At 36.6% G+C, this 17,193-nt stretch carries 17 protein-coding genes and 2 pseudogenes; 4 read left to right on the plus strand and 15 right to left on the minus strand.

Features of this window, described 5'->3' with window-relative positions:
- Positions 1 to 2 precede the first annotated feature (2 nt).
- From spoIIIAF to CWO92_RS06650, 10 genes are all read right to left on the minus strand, one after another.
- On the minus strand, positions 3 to 614 hold the full coding sequence (spoIIIAF, locus tag CWO92_RS06605; RefSeq protein WP_101353403.1) for a stage III sporulation protein AF: 612 nt from the start codon (positions 612 to 614) through the stop codon (positions 3 to 5).
- Positions 615 to 649: 35 nt separating this feature from the next.
- Complete coding sequence (gene spoIIIAE, locus CWO92_RS06610; RefSeq protein ID WP_101353404.1) at positions 650 to 1,837, minus strand: stage III sporulation protein AE; 1,188 nt, start codon at positions 1,835 to 1,837, stop codon at positions 650 to 652.
- 32 nt (positions 1,838 to 1,869) lie between these two features.
- The gene (spoIIIAD, locus tag CWO92_RS06615; RefSeq protein ID WP_101353405.1) at positions 1,870 to 2,253 is read right to left on the minus strand and encodes a stage III sporulation protein AD; all 384 of its coding nucleotides are present in this window, start codon (positions 2,251 to 2,253) and stop codon (positions 1,870 to 1,872) included.
- A gap of 50 nt (positions 2,254 to 2,303) precedes the next feature.
- Positions 2,304 to 2,507, minus strand: a complete 204-nt coding sequence (spoIIIAC, locus tag CWO92_RS06620; RefSeq protein WP_101353406.1) for a stage III sporulation protein AC — start codon at positions 2,505 to 2,507, stop codon at positions 2,304 to 2,306.
- Between the two features lie 19 nt (positions 2,508 to 2,526).
- Entirely contained in the window at positions 2,527 to 3,042 is a 516-nt protein-coding gene (spoIIIAB, locus tag CWO92_RS06625) for a stage III sporulation protein SpoIIIAB (RefSeq protein WP_101353407.1), read from the minus strand.
- Positions 3,039 to 3,965, minus strand: a complete 927-nt coding sequence (gene spoIIIAA / locus CWO92_RS06630; RefSeq protein WP_101353408.1) for a stage III sporulation protein AA — start codon at positions 3,963 to 3,965, stop codon at positions 3,039 to 3,041. The genes spoIIIAB and spoIIIAA overlap by 4 nt, the downstream gene beginning before the upstream one ends.
- Positions 3,966 to 4,124: 159 nt before the next feature.
- Positions 4,125 to 4,682, minus strand: coding sequence for an elongation factor P (gene efp / locus CWO92_RS06635; protein ID WP_101353409.1), 558 nt, complete (start codon positions 4,680 to 4,682; stop codon positions 4,125 to 4,127).
- 65 nt (positions 4,683 to 4,747) lie between these two features.
- The gene (locus CWO92_RS06640; protein WP_101353410.1) at positions 4,748 to 5,809 is read right to left on the minus strand and encodes a M24 family metallopeptidase; all 1,062 of its coding nucleotides are present in this window, start codon (positions 5,807 to 5,809) and stop codon (positions 4,748 to 4,750) included.
- A gap of 2 nt (positions 5,810 to 5,811) precedes the next feature.
- A complete protein-coding gene (gene aroQ / locus CWO92_RS06645; RefSeq protein ID WP_101353411.1) occupies positions 5,812 to 6,258 on the minus strand; it encodes a type II 3-dehydroquinate dehydratase in 447 nt (148 codons plus the stop codon).
- Between the two features lie 90 nt (positions 6,259 to 6,348).
- On the minus strand, positions 6,349 to 6,855 hold the full coding sequence (locus CWO92_RS06650; RefSeq protein WP_101353412.1) for a YqhR family membrane protein: 507 nt from the start codon (positions 6,853 to 6,855) through the stop codon (positions 6,349 to 6,351).
- 187 nt (positions 6,856 to 7,042) lie between these two features.
- Between CWO92_RS06650 and CWO92_RS06655 the strand changes: the two genes are divergently transcribed.
- Both CWO92_RS06655 and CWO92_RS06660 read left to right on the plus strand, forming a co-directional pair.
- Positions 7,043 to 7,993, plus strand: a complete 951-nt coding sequence (locus tag CWO92_RS06655; RefSeq protein WP_101353413.1) for a DUF1385 domain-containing protein — start codon at positions 7,043 to 7,045, stop codon at positions 7,991 to 7,993.
- Between the two features lie 176 nt (positions 7,994 to 8,169).
- Complete coding sequence (locus CWO92_RS06660; protein WP_101353414.1) at positions 8,170 to 8,523, plus strand: SA1362 family protein; 354 nt, start codon at positions 8,170 to 8,172, stop codon at positions 8,521 to 8,523.
- Positions 8,524 to 8,733: 210 nt separating this feature from the next.
- Here CWO92_RS06660 and CWO92_RS06665 read toward each other — a convergent pair whose 3' ends face one another.
- From CWO92_RS06665 to CWO92_RS06675, 3 genes and pseudogenes are all read right to left on the minus strand, one after another.
- Complete coding sequence (locus CWO92_RS06665) at positions 8,734 to 9,618, minus strand: patatin-like phospholipase family protein (protein WP_101353415.1); 885 nt, start codon at positions 9,616 to 9,618, stop codon at positions 8,734 to 8,736.
- 138 nt (positions 9,619 to 9,756) lie between these two features.
- Positions 9,757 to 11,520 (minus strand): annotated as a pseudogene (locus CWO92_RS06670) (vitamin B12-dependent ribonucleotide reductase); the annotation flags it as partial.
- A 319-nt stretch (positions 11,521 to 11,839) separates the two neighbouring features.
- A pseudogene (locus tag CWO92_RS06675) lies at positions 11,840 to 12,634 on the minus strand (ribonucleotide reductase barrel domain-containing protein); the annotation flags it as partial.
- A 478-nt stretch (positions 12,635 to 13,112) separates the two neighbouring features.
- Between CWO92_RS06675 and CWO92_RS06680 the strand changes: the two are divergent.
- Together CWO92_RS06680 and CWO92_RS06685 are read left to right on the plus strand one after the other, a co-directional pair.
- The gene (locus tag CWO92_RS06680) at positions 13,113 to 13,493 is read left to right on the plus strand and encodes a rhodanese-like domain-containing protein (protein ID WP_101353418.1); all 381 of its coding nucleotides are present in this window, start codon (positions 13,113 to 13,115) and stop codon (positions 13,491 to 13,493) included.
- A 55-nt stretch (positions 13,494 to 13,548) separates the two neighbouring features.
- Positions 13,549 to 14,346, plus strand: coding sequence for an AAA family ATPase (locus tag CWO92_RS06685; protein ID WP_158177032.1), 798 nt, complete (start codon positions 13,549 to 13,551; stop codon positions 14,344 to 14,346).
- A gap of 41 nt (positions 14,347 to 14,387) precedes the next feature.
- Here CWO92_RS06685 and gcvPB read toward each other — a convergent pair whose 3' ends face one another.
- Both gcvPB and gcvPA read right to left on the minus strand, forming a co-directional pair.
- Positions 14,388 to 15,848: an aminomethyl-transferring glycine dehydrogenase subunit GcvPB gene (gene gcvPB, locus CWO92_RS06690; RefSeq protein ID WP_101353420.1), complete on the minus strand. Its 1,461-nt coding sequence runs from the start codon at positions 15,846 to 15,848 to the stop codon at positions 14,388 to 14,390.
- Positions 15,841 to 17,190, minus strand: a complete 1,350-nt coding sequence (gene gcvPA, locus CWO92_RS06695; RefSeq protein WP_101353421.1) for an aminomethyl-transferring glycine dehydrogenase subunit GcvPA — start codon at positions 17,188 to 17,190, stop codon at positions 15,841 to 15,843. The genes gcvPB and gcvPA overlap by 8 nt, the downstream gene beginning before the upstream one ends.
- Between the last annotated feature and the right edge of the window lie 3 nt (positions 17,191 to 17,193).

Here is a 17,193-nt window from a genome sequence, read left to right on the forward strand (position 1 = left end):
AGCTACTTGTCCCCCCTTTCAAAATGTAGCTCTATCGATTGGTCCGTTATGTTCCACTTACTAGTTAGAAATGTGATTATGCTATCTGCTTCTGCGGAATTTTGATTATCAACTGGTTTTTGTGTATCAATTTTGATAGGTTCAATGGCTGCTACTGCGTTGTCATCCTCTTCATCCTTTAGATAAAGAACGATTTTATCAATATTATCTACCGAAACCTTTCCCTGATCTTTCAATGTTATGGAGATATCACCATCTATGCTTTTTCCAAAACGGTCTATCAACTCCTTATTCACTTCTTTTTTCATTTGGACAGCCACTTGTTTTAATTTATATGCATCTTGGGATGCTTGTATTTCTTTTTTTTTCATTTCTATTAAATTTTCTACTTTATTTTTGTTTACAATCGATTTTGCAGATACTTGATCCATTAAACTATCAAAGTCTTGAGAAAAAATCTTTAAAACTGGTGTTAAAATGATGGCGATTAATAGCAACCCAGTAACTAATTTTGTGTATTTTTTCATCGCGGAACTTGGAAGCAGCATGTCCACAATCATAGCTAAAAGGATAAACACAATAATATTCATGATCCATTCTGTTAAGAAATGCATGGAGTTACCTCCATTCTGGTAAATTTATTGTTTTTTTATCTCATCATCATGGTTATATTTCCAGCGGTAATAATGATGGTAAGACTCAGAAAAAACATAATTGCGACAATGGCTAGAGCGGCAAATACATAGATCATATTTTTGCTGATTGTATCTAAGCAAGCAATGACAGGACCATTTCCAACAGGCTGTAGGATGGCAGCAGTAAATTTAAACATAAAAGCTAAGGCAAGAATTTTTATAGCCGGAAAGGCTGCAATAATTAAAACGATGGCGACACCGGCAATTCCCAATGTATTTTTCAATAGTACGGAAGCGCTGATTACCGTATCGGCCGCATCCGTAAACATTCTTCCTATTACAGGAATGAAATTTCCTGTGACAAATTTTGCTGTTCTAATAGATATGCCATCGGTTACAGCAGTTGCAGTCCCTTGTACGGAAATGACCCCTAAGAAAATCGTCATAAAGATACCTAATAAACCGATAGAGCAATTTCTTAGAAGCTGTGCTAATTGTGTTGCTTTATATTGCTCGGAAAGCGTACTGACTATGCTTAATAATGTTGATAATAAAAGTAGGGGCAAAACAACATATTGAACGAGTATGCCGCTTGTATTCATGAGGAAAATAATCACAGGATGGAAAAACGCAGCAGATGTAATGCCTCCAGAGGTGGATATTAAAGCCAATAGAAGTGGTATCAGCGCCAGTATAAAATTAATCATTGTACTTACAGCATCTTTTGTATAATTTATAGCAACATGAAAGCTATTGAGAGCAATGATAATTAATACCATAAATACGATTGAATAGGCTACCTTACTGATAGTCCCTTGTTCAAATGCATTATGCAAAGATTGTAGAAATAAACTAAAGATTGTTAAAATGATTAAGGACCCTAGTAACTTCCCATTCGTAACGATTTCCTGAAACATAAATTTTAGAATCCCATGTAACCATTGATTTAAAGAAAAACTCTTATCCCCTTTTATAAATTCTACTAAGCTCCCTTTTTGACTATCTGGTAAAAAACCTCCATATTCATCCACAATCTTTTCCCAATATCCCGTAAGTTCGTCTATTCCTAAATCATTCATTTGTTCATTAACAAGCTTCTCCTGTAACGCATCACCATTGTTTTCATCCGTTGCTGCCATCACCGTGTTTTGTCCGATTGAAAATAGAAATAATACAATTAATAACTGCTTCCATTGCCGCAAATTCCTTTCACCTCTTTACTCCATCTTTTGGATTATCCCTTTGGAATAAGATTGATGACAGTCTCAATAAGTACACTTAATATGGGAATCGACATCGCTAAAATAATAATTTTTCCTGCTAATTCTACCTTTGCTGCCATTGCACCTTGGCCGGCATCCTTTGAAATATGGGATGCGAACTCTGCAATATAGGCAACTCCGATTATTTTTAATATGGTTTCGACATAAATTGTATTAACATTTGCATTTGAAGCAATTCTTTGTACCATTTGTACGATTTCTCTTAATTGATCTACTAAAAACAAAAAGATGGCACATCCAACAAATAAAACTAATAAAAATGCAAAATTTGGTTTTTGTTCTTTAATAATCAAAGCTAAAAAGGTTGTAATAAGGGAAATTCCCACTATTTGAATAATTTCAATCCTTAAGCCCTCCTTTTTTCAAAAAGATAAGAACAATTCCTCTATTGAAATAAGAACACGGATTTAATTTTTCCAAATAAATCACTAACAATAGATGCAACCATAAACAAAATATATATAAATCCAAATAGTGTTACCCATTGGGCGTACTCTTTTTTGCCGACTTGATCCAAAATGGTATGCAGAAATGCGACTACAATTCCTACTCCCGCTATTTTAAATATAATATCAACATCAATCCCCACTATTTCTCCTCCATTCTTGCTACATCAATAAAATGACAATTAATAAACCTGACAAGAACCCCATGCTTTTCACCATTTTTTCATAACGCTGCTGTCTGTCGTATGCATCCGCCTCTTCCCTTTCCAAATGTGTAATAGTGAGATTTATATTTTTTTGTTCCGTAAAACGGTCATGCTTCCCTAAATTTTCTCCAAATTGAGCTAATATCTCATACTCATTTTGCTTCAGAGATGTCATCTTCCAGATTTCTTGTAAACTTGCTTCCCATGCATTTTTCACAGTAGTTTCAACGGTGAGCAATTTGCTAGCAAAGGAAGAAAAAAAAATAGAAAGTGGTTTTGGAAATTGAGTTGAAAGCTTTCTTGCTGCTTCATGAAGTGGAGTATGGCCATACATAATTTCTGCTTCAAGCGATTGCAATGCTGATTTAAACCATCGTAATTGCTTTGGTCGCTCTGTTAGATGTCTAGAAATTTCAAACCCTGCCCAAGTTGTTGATAAGATAATAAAAAGGGCACCTATAATTTTTATCATGAGGAAACACCTGCTTTTATTCTGAGTGCATTTCCATGTCCATCCTTAATGGATTTAATGGTTCCAGGACCGTTTGAACGTGATAATTCAATAAACCTCTCAAATACTTGGAGCTGCAAAATATCTTTCACAATAGGTCTTTTTTGAATTTCTTCTAATGACTTTCCATGAGTAGTCATCACTAATGTTATTCCTGCATTTATTGCTTCCATAATCGCTTTACTGTCTTCTTCTCTACCGATTTCATCTACTATTAACACATCGGGACTCATGGAACGTATCATCATCATCATTCCCTCTGCCTTCGGACAAGCATCCAGTATGTCTACTCTTGGACCAAATTGTAATTGCGGAACCCCTCTTACACATCCTGCGATTTCTGATCTTTCATCCACAATCCCAACCTTCATTGGCGGTATATGCTTGTCCTTTGAACCAGTTGAAATGATTCTTGCAATATCCCGCAAATAAGTAGTTTTGCCCGTTTGCGGCGGTCCGATAATCATCGTATGTTGCCATCTATTTTGATATAGATAGGGAAGACAGCTTTCCGCAACCCCAATCTTTTCTTTGGCAATCCTAATATTAAAGGAGGATAAATTTCTAATAGCTTTTACATAACCATTTTCAAGGATGACTTTACCTGCTAGCCCCACTCGGTGCCCACCGCTAATAGTGATATAACCTTTTTTTAATTCTTCATCTAATGTGTAAAATGAATGATTCGCTATTCTATTTAGGAATTGCTCAGCATCCTCTTCTAATACAATATAAGGAAGAAATAAAGGTTCATTCTTTGCTATTACTTCTAAAGGACGACTGATTCGAATACGAATTTCTTCCAAGGAATGTAATATGGGAGTCGGTAATTCTTCTATTTTTTCGGAAATTGTTTTTGGCAATAAGGATAATATATTCTCCATCATTGATTCCTCCTTTGTACAAGTGAAAATGAACTACTATTTTCACCAGTCCTCCCGATACTAAATGTATTCGATTCTATCAAAATTATGACTTAGAAAAATAGGCATAAAAAAAGAAATCGAAATTGCTTTCGATTTCTTCCTATTTTTCATTTGTAGTTAGGCTCTTGAAACATATGAACCATCAGTTGTATTGATAATTAGCTTGTCGCCTTCATTCACAAAGAAAGGAACTTGAACAACTAAACCTGTTTCTACAGTAGCAGGTTTTGAACCGCCGGAAGCTGTATCTCCTTTAATTCCTGGTTCCGTTTCAGTAACAGTTAATTCAACTGTATTTGGAAGTTCAACCCCAAGTGTTTCAGTTTGGTACATCATAATATTTACTTCCATATTTTCCTTTAAAAACTTTAATTCATATTCAATTGCCGCTGTTGGCAGTTCGATTTGCTCATATGATTCATTATCCATAAATACGTGAGAATCACCATTCGCATATAGATATTGCATTCTACGGTTATCAATTTGAGCTCTCTCTACTTTTTCGCCGGCACGGAATGTTTTCTCTTGGATTGCACCAGTTCTTAAGTTACGAAGTTTAGAACGTACAAAAGCCGCTCCCTTTCCTGGTTTTACGTGTTGGAAATCCATTACACGCCAAATACCTCCATCTACTTCAATGGTTAAACCTGTGCGAAAATCATTTACAGAAATCATACTCTATTTCCTCCTCATTTATATGACAAATTCTACGGTGTAGAAATTTCCGTTGTGCATCCATTCTATAGAATTATTAAATCCTTTGTTGAATGTGTTATCGTTTCGTTAGAGTTTTCAGTGATCAATGTATCATCTTCTATCCTAACGCCGCCTAGTCCTGGAATATAAATTCCTGGCTCTACAGTTACCATCATTCCTGGTTGTAAAACTACATCAGATCGTACAGATAAGGATGGTCCTTCGTGCACTTCTAGGCCAATTCCATGTCCTAAGGAATGTCCGAAGTATTCGCCATAACCATGACTGGAGATATAATCACGTGCAATGGCATCGGCTTCCTTCCCTGTCATTCCAGGTTTGATTTTTTCAATAGAAAGTAATTGGGATTCCAATACAACGTTATAAATTTCTTTTAGCTTTTCCGATGGCTCACCAACAGCTACTGTTCGGGTAATATCAGACACATACCCCTTATAAAGAGCACCGTAATCTAATGTTACAAAATCGCCTTTTTCAATAACCTTTTCACTAGCAACTCCATGTGGCAGTGCAGATCGCACTCCGGAAGCAACAATAGTGTTAAAAGACGAGGACGTAGCTCCACATTTTCTCATAAAAAACTCAAGTTCATTCGAAACTTCAAGTTCTGTCAATCCCGGTTTAATATAATCTATAATATGTTTGAATGCCGCATCTGCTATGTCGGCAGCTTCCTTTAATATCTTAATCTCTGATTCCGTCTTAATCAAGCGTAAATTTTCAATTAGGTTTGAGACTGGTACTAATTCTGCTTGGATCGCTTTTTCATATGTTTGGAAAGAAGAATACGTCATATAATCCTGTTCAAATCCTAATCTCCTGATGCCTAGATTTTTCACCTGGCTGGCTATTTCTTCATGAATTAGGCCTTTATGTTGAACAATGGTAAAGCCTACTGCCTGTTTCGATGCCTGCTCAATATAACGAAAATCCGTAATAAACAATGCTTTGTCTTCGGTTATGAGCACAACTCCAGCAGTACCAGTGAAATTGGAAACATATCTGCGATTATAAGGACTTGTTATTAAAATACCGTCTATTCCGTTTCCCTGCAAAGCCTTCCGTAGTTTTTCCAGTTTTCCCATCTTCAATCTCCCCTTTTTATGTATTCAACCACAGCTTTCAGAGCCAATTCATAACCAAAAAAACCAAAACCAACAATCTGACCAACGGTAACAGGTGCAGTAACGGACTCTCTTCGGAATGCTTCCCTTGCATGCACATTTGAAATATGCACTTCAACAACGGGAACCTGGATAGAAGCAATCGCATCGCGAATCGCATAACTATAATGGGTAAATGCTCCAGGATTTAAAATAATCCCTGTATAGTTTTCCTCTTCTGCATGATGAATTTGGTCTATAAGGTCACCTTCATGATTGGATTGAAAGGCATCAATCATTACACCGTAGGATGTACCTACCTTCTGTAAATGCTCAATTAAATATTCAAGCGTATTGTTACCATAAATATTAGGCTCTCTTTTGCCAAGCAAATTTAAATTGGGACCATTTAAAACAAGGATTTTTTTCATTTTCTACACCTTTTTATGTAAGAATGTTCAACATATTCATTCTATCATAAACAATGAAAATGAAACTAGATGAACCCTTACAAAAGTTCATTAACTTTTCATCTCTTTATTTTTATCACGGTAATGACTCCTTTCTTGTTGTTCATAGGAGATAGAGTATCCTATAAACACTCCGTAAACTAGATATAGACAGACACTTGTAATGATTGTATTTACATCTAACTTAAAAAATGGTTTCATACTTGGAAAAATAGGATTCAAAATAATAAATACAATTAAAAATAAAACAATTCCATATACCGCACCCACCCACACGGTTTTAAACTTTTTTAATATCGCATAATAAAGGAAAGCCACAACAATGGAAATAATTCCGTAAGCGAATATCGAGATCACAATTCCTATCCAGCTTTCCCTCCAGGTTCCTACTGTAAAAGGTTCTAAAATAATGTTTGGCTCTACTTTTATAAAATTTAAATAGTAAGCAAAATATCCTATTGCACTCCACAATATACCACCAAAAAAACCTGTAATAACCACCATCTTTGCAAATGATCCGGACTCATTTAACAATGTTTCTTCATGATGAGAAGCCATTATTTCACCTCCAAAAAATATAGAAACCTTGACACAAGCTGTACCAAAGTCCCTATTAGTAGAATAACCATATCTATTTCAGCTAGTCGTATTTCAATTTTTTTAGTAAAATGAATGTAACTTCTTATTTGTATTGAGTGTATAAAAAGAAACGACTTTACATTAGATAATTAGGCTGGTGACTTTAATGGATAAACAAAAAGCTCCATCTTATGGTGGGCAAGCAGTAATAGAAGGAGTAATGTTTGGTGGGAGAAATCAAAGCGTAACGGCTGTTCGAAGAAAGGATTCTTCCATTGAATATTTTTATTTGCCCCGCAAATCGAGACCCGCACTTCAAATGTTAAAAAAGATACCCTTTCTTAGAGGGATTGTTGCAATCATTGAAGCAAGTGCAAACGGCTCCCAGCACTTAAGCTTTTCCAGTGAAAAATATGATGTGGACCCTAAAGATGATGTTAAATTAAAAGAGGAAAAAGTTTCTAAAACAACCATGGTCTTAGGCGTAGCAACCCTTGGCGTCCTCTCTTTTTTATTTGGTAAATTTGTTTTTACACTTGTACCAGTATTTCTTGCTGCACTGTTTAAACCTATCTTTTCAAACGATATCACTCAAGTATTGCTGGAAGGGTTATTCAAGTTAATTCTGTTATTAGGATATATTTATTTTGTCTCCATGACCCCTCTTATAAAACGTGTTTTTCAATATCATGGGGCAGAGCATAAGGTCATTAATTGTTTTGAACATCATTTGGATTTAACCGTAGAAAATGTTCAATCCCAATCACGTTTACATTATCGTTGCGGGAGTAGTTTTATTTTATTTACAGTTTTCATTGGCGTAATTATATATTTATTCGTTCCAACAAGTCCATTGTGGCTAAGAATTGTGGATCGAATTGCGCTAATACCGGTTGTTCTCGGAGTCTCCTTTGAGGTTTTGCAATTTACAAATAAATTACGTGATATTCCTGTTCTTAGATACCTTGGATATCCTGGTCTATGGCTTCAACTGCTTACAACAAAGGAACCCAGTGATGATCAGGTAGAGGTGGCAATTGCATCCTTTAAGGAATTGCTAAGAGTGGAAAATGAGAATGAGGACATTTCAGTGGAAAAACCGAATATGTCCTTGTAATAAATCATCTTTCTGCATGGCGTGATGTTTATTCTTCAATACTCACTCCATGCAGAATAGGTATATTTAAAAAACATATTTTTGTACAGAAACTCATTTAATAGGTATAAAAAATTGGTATAAAAGGATGATTTTGAGGAAACAATGCTTATGATGCTTAAACGGAGGTGGCTTATTTGCACATAAGAAATAGTCTAATCGGTGTTATCTTTCTCCTAGCAATCATTGGCTTTGGTACGTTATTACTGACTAACCCTGCTTCCCTTATAAAGCAAGTAATACTTACTGTCTTAGTACTTGCAGCTATATTTTTCATTTATCGATTATGGTCCAGTAAAAAATCAAACGCAAAGGAACAAAGAAGTTTCATAAAAGCAGCGCGTAAATCAAAAAAACGTTTAAAAAAACGGCAGGCATCTGGAAAATCTCCCGTACAGGCACGTAAAAAGCCAATTCGCAAAAAATCAGATGTCCAACTTACCGTAATTGAAGGGAAAAAGGGAAAAAAGAAGAATCGTGCAATTTTTTAGGCACTTTTCTTAAACTTTGTGTAAATCCAAAAGCCGATTTTAACCTGTTGCTATTACATATGAGTAAAAATCGGCAGTAGGATATTTACGGTAATTTTCTACCATCAAATGAAAAAACGGAATGTAGAAAAGAGCACGAATCCTATCCGGGATTATATACTTATACGAAAAGCAACAATCTTTGCGAACACAGCTATTTTTTTAAACCTATTAATATGTCCATTTCTTTAAAAATTCTTTCGTACGCACACGTCCTAATTCAATGAGGGCGTCTTTTTTTTCTGCTACTAAATCAAATTCGATAGATGTAAAGTTATCTGTTGGAATAAAGATAATATCCTTTTCAATTTGTCTAGAGATATATTTCGTGTCATGCGCATCCTTCATTGTATCAAATAGTGCACCAAATAATTGAAAACCATTTTTTATCTTATGCTTTGGATGATCTTTTAATTTAGAACTTAGAGATATACCAACAACTGGTCGGACCCTCTTTTCCCCTTCACTTACAAATAGCCACATGGGAAAATTGCTCAACACAGCTCCATCTACGATGATATTCGTACCATCTAAAGATCTTAGTTTGACTGGTTCAAAAAAATATGGAATACTGCAGCTCATTCTGATTGCCCTCGCGACAGGAAAGCTGTCTATCGGAACTCCGAGATCTACTAAATTGTCAGGCAGTACTAATAATCTCCCATTTGTTAAGTCGGAGGCAACAACTCTCAGCTTTTCCTTCGGCAAATCTGCGAAGGTATACACTCCTTTTTCCGCTAATTTCGTGGTTAACCAATCTTCAAACTTTTTACCACGGTATAATCCTAAGCGCCAATATAAAAATAGCCACTTTGTAAAAGGCAAAGGAAGCCAAGTTTTTCTTGCATCAAGAAATTGAGGAAGATTGACCTCTGCAACTAATTTTCTTAACTCCTCACCTGTATAACCTGCAGCAACCAGTGCTGCAATGATAGATCCCGCACTCGTACCAGCAATTCGTTTAAAGGTAAATCCCCTTGTTTCTAGTTCTTCGTATGCACCTATTAATGCTAATCCTTTGATCCCACCTCCAGAAAAGACACCATCAATCTCCATATCCCCATCCCCTTCAATAGTATTTATATATTTTTAAGAATGTGGAAAGGAAATTAGAACTTGATTGCTTATATAAAAATGACCCAAAAACAGAAAAAAGGAGCTAAGCAATAAGCTTAACTCCTCATTGTTTGGGTATTACAAGCCACATTTTAATTGGGCATGGCAATTATCACAAGTATTGCATCCGCCAATTTCCTTTACTGTTCCTTTTCGGCATACCGGACATGTATTTCCAATTTCTGATCCAATTGTGACACTTGTTGAACGTAAATCTTGGATAGTATCCACTAGAACAACTGCCGGTTTTTCCTGTTCTTTTACGTTAACATCTTCATCAAAATGATTTTCTTCTGCCTTTAATGTTAGAACTTGAGAATCGCGGCTGCCGTCAACATATACTGTTCCGCCTTTTGCTCCACCTTTATAGAGACGTTCATAGACCTGTTGCACCTGTTCTACGGTATATCCTCGAGGAGCATTTACCGTTTTCGAAATAGAGCTGTCAATCCATCGTTGAATCACACACTGAACATCTGCATGTGCTTCTGGTGCAAGCTCCATCGCAGTTGTAAACCAGCTTGGCAGTTGATTAGGATCTGCTTCCGGATGTTTATCAAGATATTCTTGAACAATCTCTGCTTTTACTTCAATAAATTTACCTAGGCGTCCGCTTCTATAGTAAGTAAAGGAGAAATAGGGTTCTAAGCCTGTTGAACAGCCAATCATGGTTCCTGTTGATCCGGTTGGGGCAACGGTTAATAAATGGGAATTACGAATTCCATTAACTAGAATCGATTGTCTAATGTCTTCTGGCATTTTACTCATATATCCTGTCTGGATAAACGCATGGCGCAATCTGATTGTTTCTTCTTCTGTTTCTCCCACTAAAAATGGGAAGCTTCCCTTTTCTTTTGCAAGTTCAATGGAAGCACGATATGCTGTGGTAGCAATCGTTTCGATTACCTTATCGACAAGAATGTTTCCTTCTTCAGAGCCGTATTCTTTTTCACAGTAAATCAATAAGTCAGCAAGTCCCATTACACCAAGACCCACGCGGCGTTCACCTAGTGCTTGCTTTTTATTTTCTTCCAGGAAATATGGTGTTGCATTAATCACGTTATCCTGCATTCTTACGCCAATTTCAACCGTTTTCTTCAACTTTTCAAAATTAACAGTTTTATTTTCTTTGTCTGCCATTTGTGCTAAATTCACTGCAGCTAAGTTGCAGACACTAAATGGAGCCAGTGGTTGTTCCCCACATGGGTTTGTCGCTACGACTTTTTGTCCGTATGCCTTTGCATTGGTCATGTCGTTTGCATTATCAATAAAGAAAATACCTGGTTCTGCTGAATATGTGGCACATATATTGATTAAATTCCACAATTCTTTTGCTTTCATTTTCCGGTATGTTTTGACTTTATGCCCTAGTTTTTCCCATTCACGAACATCTCCAACTTTATGCCATTCTTGATTATAAATCTCCATTTCTTCTGGACTGTAATTTTCAACATCAGGGAAACGAAGCTCATATTCAGCATCTTGTTCAACAGCATCCATGAAATCTTTTGTCAAACATACAGAAATATTTGCACCCGATAAGAATTCTGGATTATGGACCGTATATGTTCCACCGGTAGTTAATTTTTCCTGAGCATCTTGTAAGATGCTTTCGCTGAAACCGCCAAGACCAGGTATCGACTTATAGTTCAATATTCCTTGGTACATTGCTTTTTCTTGCTCCGTTAACGGTGTAAATTTCAACTTTTCTTTTGCATGTTTTTTGATGGTTTCATCATTAGTTGTCTCAAGCAAATATCTAAGTATACGAGGATTTTGCATTTTGGAAATAATGAATTCCACAATATCCGGATGCCATGCAGACAACATAATCATTTGAGCCAAAGTGTTACGTTGATTCGTTAAATCAACTCTCTAAGTCACCTTAGAGTTCAGACCATATCTTACACTCCTCTGAGTGTCCTCGCTCTTCGGAATCACTTCATTCCTACTCTACTCACTTCCACAAAAATTGTGTGCTTTCGATGGTCGTTGAACCTTCACCATTTAACAGGTGCTTGGCTGCTGATTGTCTTTATCCACTTACTGTTTTTAAGCATTCACGCATACCGTTTCCAGTTACGTTGTAGCCAGTAAGTCATAAAAAGAGTTCCCAGCAATTCACGAGGTTTATTTATAGACGAGGCACTTAAGCTAATTTACCACGTCTTGAACCACCTTGTTCAACAAGATGTGTCAGTTTTGCGATATCATCCAGCCATGAGACAGAGCCTGATGATTTTCCATTTACTCCTTTTGCTAATGTATTTCGTGGGCGAAGGGTTGAGCCGTTTGTTCCGACACCGCCGCCTCGGCTCATGATTTCCATTACTTGCTTCCGGTGATTAGAAATACCTTCGCGGGAATCCGCAACAAACGGCATCACGTAACAATTAAAATACGTTACATCCGTATCTGCTCCCGCGCCATATAATACCCTTCCGGCGGGGACAAAATTTAAGTTTACTAATTCTTGATAGAATTTCTCAAACCATTCTTTACGCTTTTCCTCTGTTTTCTCAACAGATGCTAAACCTGTTGCGTTACGTTTCGCAATTTGCTCATAGTAAACTTCTAAAGGCTTTTCAATTACGTCAATAGAGCGAACAATTAAGCCTGTTTCGATTTCGTCTGGATCGTCCAGTGCGCTTCGATACTCCTCATCAATCAAAACTTTAGCAACATTTTTTTCCCAATCTATATCTTGGATGAATCCTAATCCTCTGGCAGGGAATTTAGGATCTTCTTTGATAGTTAAAACAACGAAATCACCAGCAGTAAGAGTAATTTTTTTTGTATCCTTGAATGCATAGCGGTCAATCATAACAAGGCGGGATACCCCTTTATGGGTGATGTGCATGTCGGAAGAAATCGGATGTACTTGAGGAAATAGACTAATATCCTTATTCAATCTCTCCATATCAATATTCATTTTTGTGGTAAACGCAACAGACATTTTGACAACTCCTTCATATATCTATCAATTTCTAACTCTAGCAGGTCAACTCTTAGATGTATTTACTTATAATAAAGTATCATAAATCCAATTCCGAAATCAACATATAGTATCTAAAAAACATAAATATATACTACATATAGTTTTCAGGGTGGCATTTGTCCCTTTTTGTCAAATGATGAATAAAGCAAATTTAAGAGTTTGAAGGAGAGAAACTATGATTAAAGTGAAGAAACCCGGAAAATTAGATAATTTCCCATGTTGCAAAAGAAAAATCAATTTGAATCCCGATAATAAAAGGATAATCTACCTTTTTTCCATGTAATAAAAATATAAATATTTTTGTTGAAATGAATATTTATTTATATTAGTAAGGAAACTTTCTTTATCTTTTAACGAATTAAGAAAATGTTTTGATTCATGAAGCTCTGACGAATATAATAGATATAGTGTTACTCGTAGAAAGGAGCAAAAAAAATTGTCACAATGGTATTTTTTTATCATCGTAGTAGTTGCGATTCTTGCTTATACTCTTTATAACTATTTTGCACAAAAAAGAATCGTCAAAACATTATCTGAGGAGCAGTTCAAAGAAGGCTACCGAAAAGCGCAGCTTATTGATGTCAGGGAACCAAATGAGTTTGATAACGGTCACATCCTCGGTGCTCGAAATATTCCTCTATCCCAAATTAAAATGAGAATGAAAGAAATTCGCCCGGACAAACCTGTATACCTATATTGTCAAAGCGGAATGAGAAGCGCTCGAGTAGCTCAAATGCTATACAGAAAAGGATATAAGGACTTATATCAATTACAAGGCGGCTTTAAGAAGTGGACAGGCCGTATTAAAGCAAAATAACGAAAACCGCAGAAGAACTGCGGTTTTTTTTAAAATGAAGGCGGGTGGCAAAGCTGTGTTTATTAACTCCATACAATGGAAGGGGATAGACTCTAGACGTGATTATCCTTTTTCATTACCGATCTTTGAAAAATTTCAGTCCATTCATTTCAATAAACCTATAACTATCTTTATTGGAGAAAATGGCAGTGGTAAATCTACTTTTCTAGAAGGAATTGCAGCTGCTTGTCAGCTTCCTGCAGCAGGCGGTGTGGAAGTAAGTGATGACCCTGATTTAATGCATGCTAAGGAATTGGCGGATTCATTTACATTAAAATGGAAGGTGAAAACTAAAACAGGTTTTTTTCTTCGAGCAGAGGATTTTATCTCCTTTACGAAGAGGATCAAAGAAATGAAATTAGAAGCGGAAAATGAGCTGTCCGGAATAGAAGATACATATAAAAATAAATCTGCTTATGCAAAATCTTTAGCAGCACTGCCACACAAAAGAACCTTGTTTGAACTAAATCACTTCTACCGGGATGGTCTGGAAACTCGATCACATGGTGAGAGTTTCATAGACTTTTTTCAGTCTCGAATCAAACCAAATGGCTTATATTTACTTGATGAACCTGAGGCACCATTATCTCCAATGCGCCAACTTACATTAATGAGTATTATCCTCGATGCTGTAAACAGTGGTTCACAATTTATCATTGTCACCCATTCTCCAATATTAATGGGCATTCCGAATGCAGATATTTATACTTTCGATTCCCATCCTCCGAAACATATAGCTTTTGATGAAGCAGAGCATGTTCAGATTACAAAGCAATTTTTGGAAGCACCACAGCGTTTTATAAAATATCTATAGTATACAAACTAAAGACCTCTCGTAATGAGAGGCCTTTATTATTATGCTTCTTGATATTTTAAAATTGGCTTACGTGCTGCTTGTGTCTCATCTAGACGTTTGATGACAGTATTATGTGGAGCTTCTTGAACAATCTCAGGATTTTCTTCCGTCTCCTTCGCAATTTGGATCATTGCGTCAATAAAGGCATCGAGAGTTTCTTTTGATTCTGTTTCTGTAGGTTCAATCATCATACACTCTTCTACATTTAGCGGGAAGTAAATAGTAGGCGGATGATATCCAAAGTCTAACAGTCGTTTTGCGATATCTAATGTACGTACACCTAATTTCTTTTGACGTTTACCGCTTAATACAAATTCATGCTTACAATGACGATCGTATGGCAGATCATAATATTCAGCTAATCTTCTCATCATATAATTCGCATTTATAACTGCATTTTCTGTAACAGCTTGTAACCCATCTGGACCCATAGTACGGATGTATGTGTAAGCTCTAACGTTGATTCCAAAGTTTCCGTAGTATGGTTTTACGCGACCAATGGATTGTGGACGATCATAATCAAAAGCATATTCGTCGCCATTTTTTACAATAACCGGTTTCGGCAAGAATGGAATTAATTCTTTCTTCACACCAACAGGGCCGGAACCAGGTCCACCACCGCCATGCGGGCCAGTAAATGTTTTATGAAGATTTAAATGCACCACATCAAATCCCATATCTCCAGGGCGCGCTTTCGATAATACCGCATTTAGGTTTGCACCATCATAATACAATTTCCCACCGGCACCGTGTACAATTTCCGCCATTTCAAGAATATTTTCTTCAAAAAGGCCAAGGGTATTTGGATTTGTCAGCATTAATGCAGCTGTATCAGGTCCGACTAAGCTTCTTAAATCCTCTAAATCTACTAGACCATTTTCATTGGATTTGACGGTAACCGTTTCAAGTCCAGCAACAGTAGCCGATGCAGGATTCGTACCGTGAGCAGAATCCGGAACAATTACTTTTGTTCTCTGAGTGTCTCCATTTGCCTCATGAAAAGCACGAATCATCATTAGTCCAGTCCACTCACCATGAGCACCAGCTGCAGGTTGAAGGGTTACTTCGTCCATGCCAGTAATTTCAATTAAATGTTCTTGTAAATCAAATAATAATTCTAATGCCCCTTGAACAGAACTTTCATCTTGTAATGGATGAATATGGGCTAGTCCCGGGTAACGAGCAACAACTTCATTAATTTTAGGGTTGTATTTCATCGTACAAGAACCCAGCGGATAAAAACCAGAGTCTACTCCATGGTTACGCTTTGACAATGCTGTATAGTGACGCATTATATCCAATTCAGCTACTTCCGGTAGATTCGGTTCCTCTACACGCAAATAATCTGTTGGAAGATATTCCGTAAGTTCTGTTTCAGGTACATCTAACTCAGGTAGACTATAACCTACACGGCCTGGTTTTGTAATTTCAAAAATAAGTGGTTGATTTGCATTATTCATGGCTATCCCCCAATTCCTCTACGAAGTTATCAATTTCCTCTTTCGTGCGAAGCTCTGTTACTGCAATTAGCATATGATTTTTTAATTCGGGATAATCTCTGCCTAAATCATAGCCGCCAATGATGCCTTTTTCTAATAATTTCTGGTTAACTTCTTTCACAGATTTAGAAAGCTTAACAACAAATTCATTAAAGCTTGGTCCTGTAAAAGCAATGTCAAATCCATTATCTTGGAAAACACGCTGAGCATATTGGGTTTTATGAATATTTTGGGAAGCCATTTCCTTTACGCCTCTTTTGCCTAAAGCTGTCATGGCAACAGATGCAGCCAGCGCATTTAATGCTTGATTTGAACATATATTAGATGTAGCCTTATCACGCCTAATATGTTGCTCACGTGCTTGCAAGGTTAATACAAAGCCTCTCTGTCCATTTTCATCTGTTGTTTGTCCCACTAGTCTTCCTGGTACTTTTCGCATTAATTTATTTGTTACAGCGAAATATCCACAATGAGGCCCACCAAATGCAGACGGAATCCCAAATGTTTGCGCATCTCCGACAACGATATCAGCTCCAAAAGAGCCCGGAGGTGTTAATATTCCCAATGCAAGCGGATTACTTGAAACAACAAATAGTCCTTTAAATTGATGAGCAATTGGTTCAATCTCCTTAAGAGGTTCAATTTGGCCGAAAAAGTTTGGATACTGAACAATAACAGCAGCAACATTGTCATTCATTTCTGCTTTTAAGCTTTCTAAATTGGTAACACCATTTTCATGTGGAATTTCAACCACTTCAATGTACTGGCCTTTTGCATATGTTTTTAATACTTCACGAGATTCAGGGTGTACCGCTTCAGAAATAAGAACTTTCTTCCTCTTTGTTTGTCCGCACGCCAACATTGCTGCTTCTGCAAGTGCTGTACCACCATCATACATAGAGGAATTGGCTACATCCATACCGGTTAATTCACAAATCATCGTTTGAAATTCAAAGATTGCCTGTAATTCACCTTGAGAAATTTCAGGTTGGTATGGAGTATAGGCTGTATAAAATTCTGATCTCGAAATGACATGATCCACAATGGTTGGAATGTAATGATCATATACACCTGCCCCTAAGAAGGAGACATTTTGTTTTAAATCGGCATTTTTAGAAGCAAGTCGAGATAATTCTTTTAATAAAGCCGTCTCCGATTTTGCCTTTTTAATATTATATTGACCTTGAAAACGAACTTTTTCTGGAATGTCTTGAAATAATTCATCAACAGAGTCTACCCCTATTGCTGCCAGCATCTCTTTTTGATCTTGTTCTGTCATCGGCAAATAACGATGCATTGTCATGTT

Origin of the sequence: Heyndrickxia camelliae (assembly GCF_002844575.1) — a bacterium.
Lineage (GTDB): Bacteria > Bacillota > Bacilli > Bacillales > Bacillaceae_C > Margalitia > Margalitia camelliae.

Coding starts and splice junctions, on each gene's coding strand:
- gcvPA (WP_101353421.1), bottom strand. CDS start 17,190: ATGACAATGCATCGTTATTTGCCGATGACAGAACAAGATCAAAAAGAG.
- spoIIIAA (WP_101353408.1), bottom strand. CDS start 3,965: ATGGAGAATATATTATCCTTATTGCCAAAAACAATTTCCGAAAAAATA.
- efp (WP_101353409.1), bottom strand. CDS start 4,682: ATGATTTCTGTAAATGATTTTCGCACAGGTTTAACCATTGAAGTAGAT.
- CWO92_RS06640 (WP_101353410.1), bottom strand. CDS start 5,809: ATGGGAAAACTGGAAAAACTACGGAAGGCTTTGCAGGGAAACGGAATA.
- CWO92_RS06665 (WP_101353415.1), bottom strand. CDS start 9,618: ATGGAGATTGATGGTGTCTTTTCTGGAGGTGGGATCAAAGGATTAGCA.
- CWO92_RS06650 (WP_101353412.1), bottom strand. CDS start 6,855: ATGGCTTCTCATCATGAAGAAACATTGTTAAATGAGTCCGGATCATTT.
- CWO92_RS06655 (WP_101353413.1), top strand. CDS start 7,043: ATGGATAAACAAAAAGCTCCATCTTATGGTGGGCAAGCAGTAATAGAA.
- spoIIIAF (WP_101353403.1), bottom strand. CDS start 614: ATGCATTTCTTAACAGAATGGATCATGAATATTATTGTGTTTATCCTT.
- aroQ (WP_101353411.1), bottom strand. CDS start 6,258: ATGAAAAAAATCCTTGTTTTAAATGGTCCCAATTTAAATTTGCTTGGC.
- spoIIIAB (WP_101353407.1), bottom strand. CDS start 3,042: ATGATAAAAATTATAGGTGCCCTTTTTATTATCTTATCAACAACTTGG.
- gcvPB (WP_101353420.1), bottom strand. CDS start 15,848: ATGAATAATGCAAATCAACCACTTATTTTTGAAATTACAAAACCAGGC.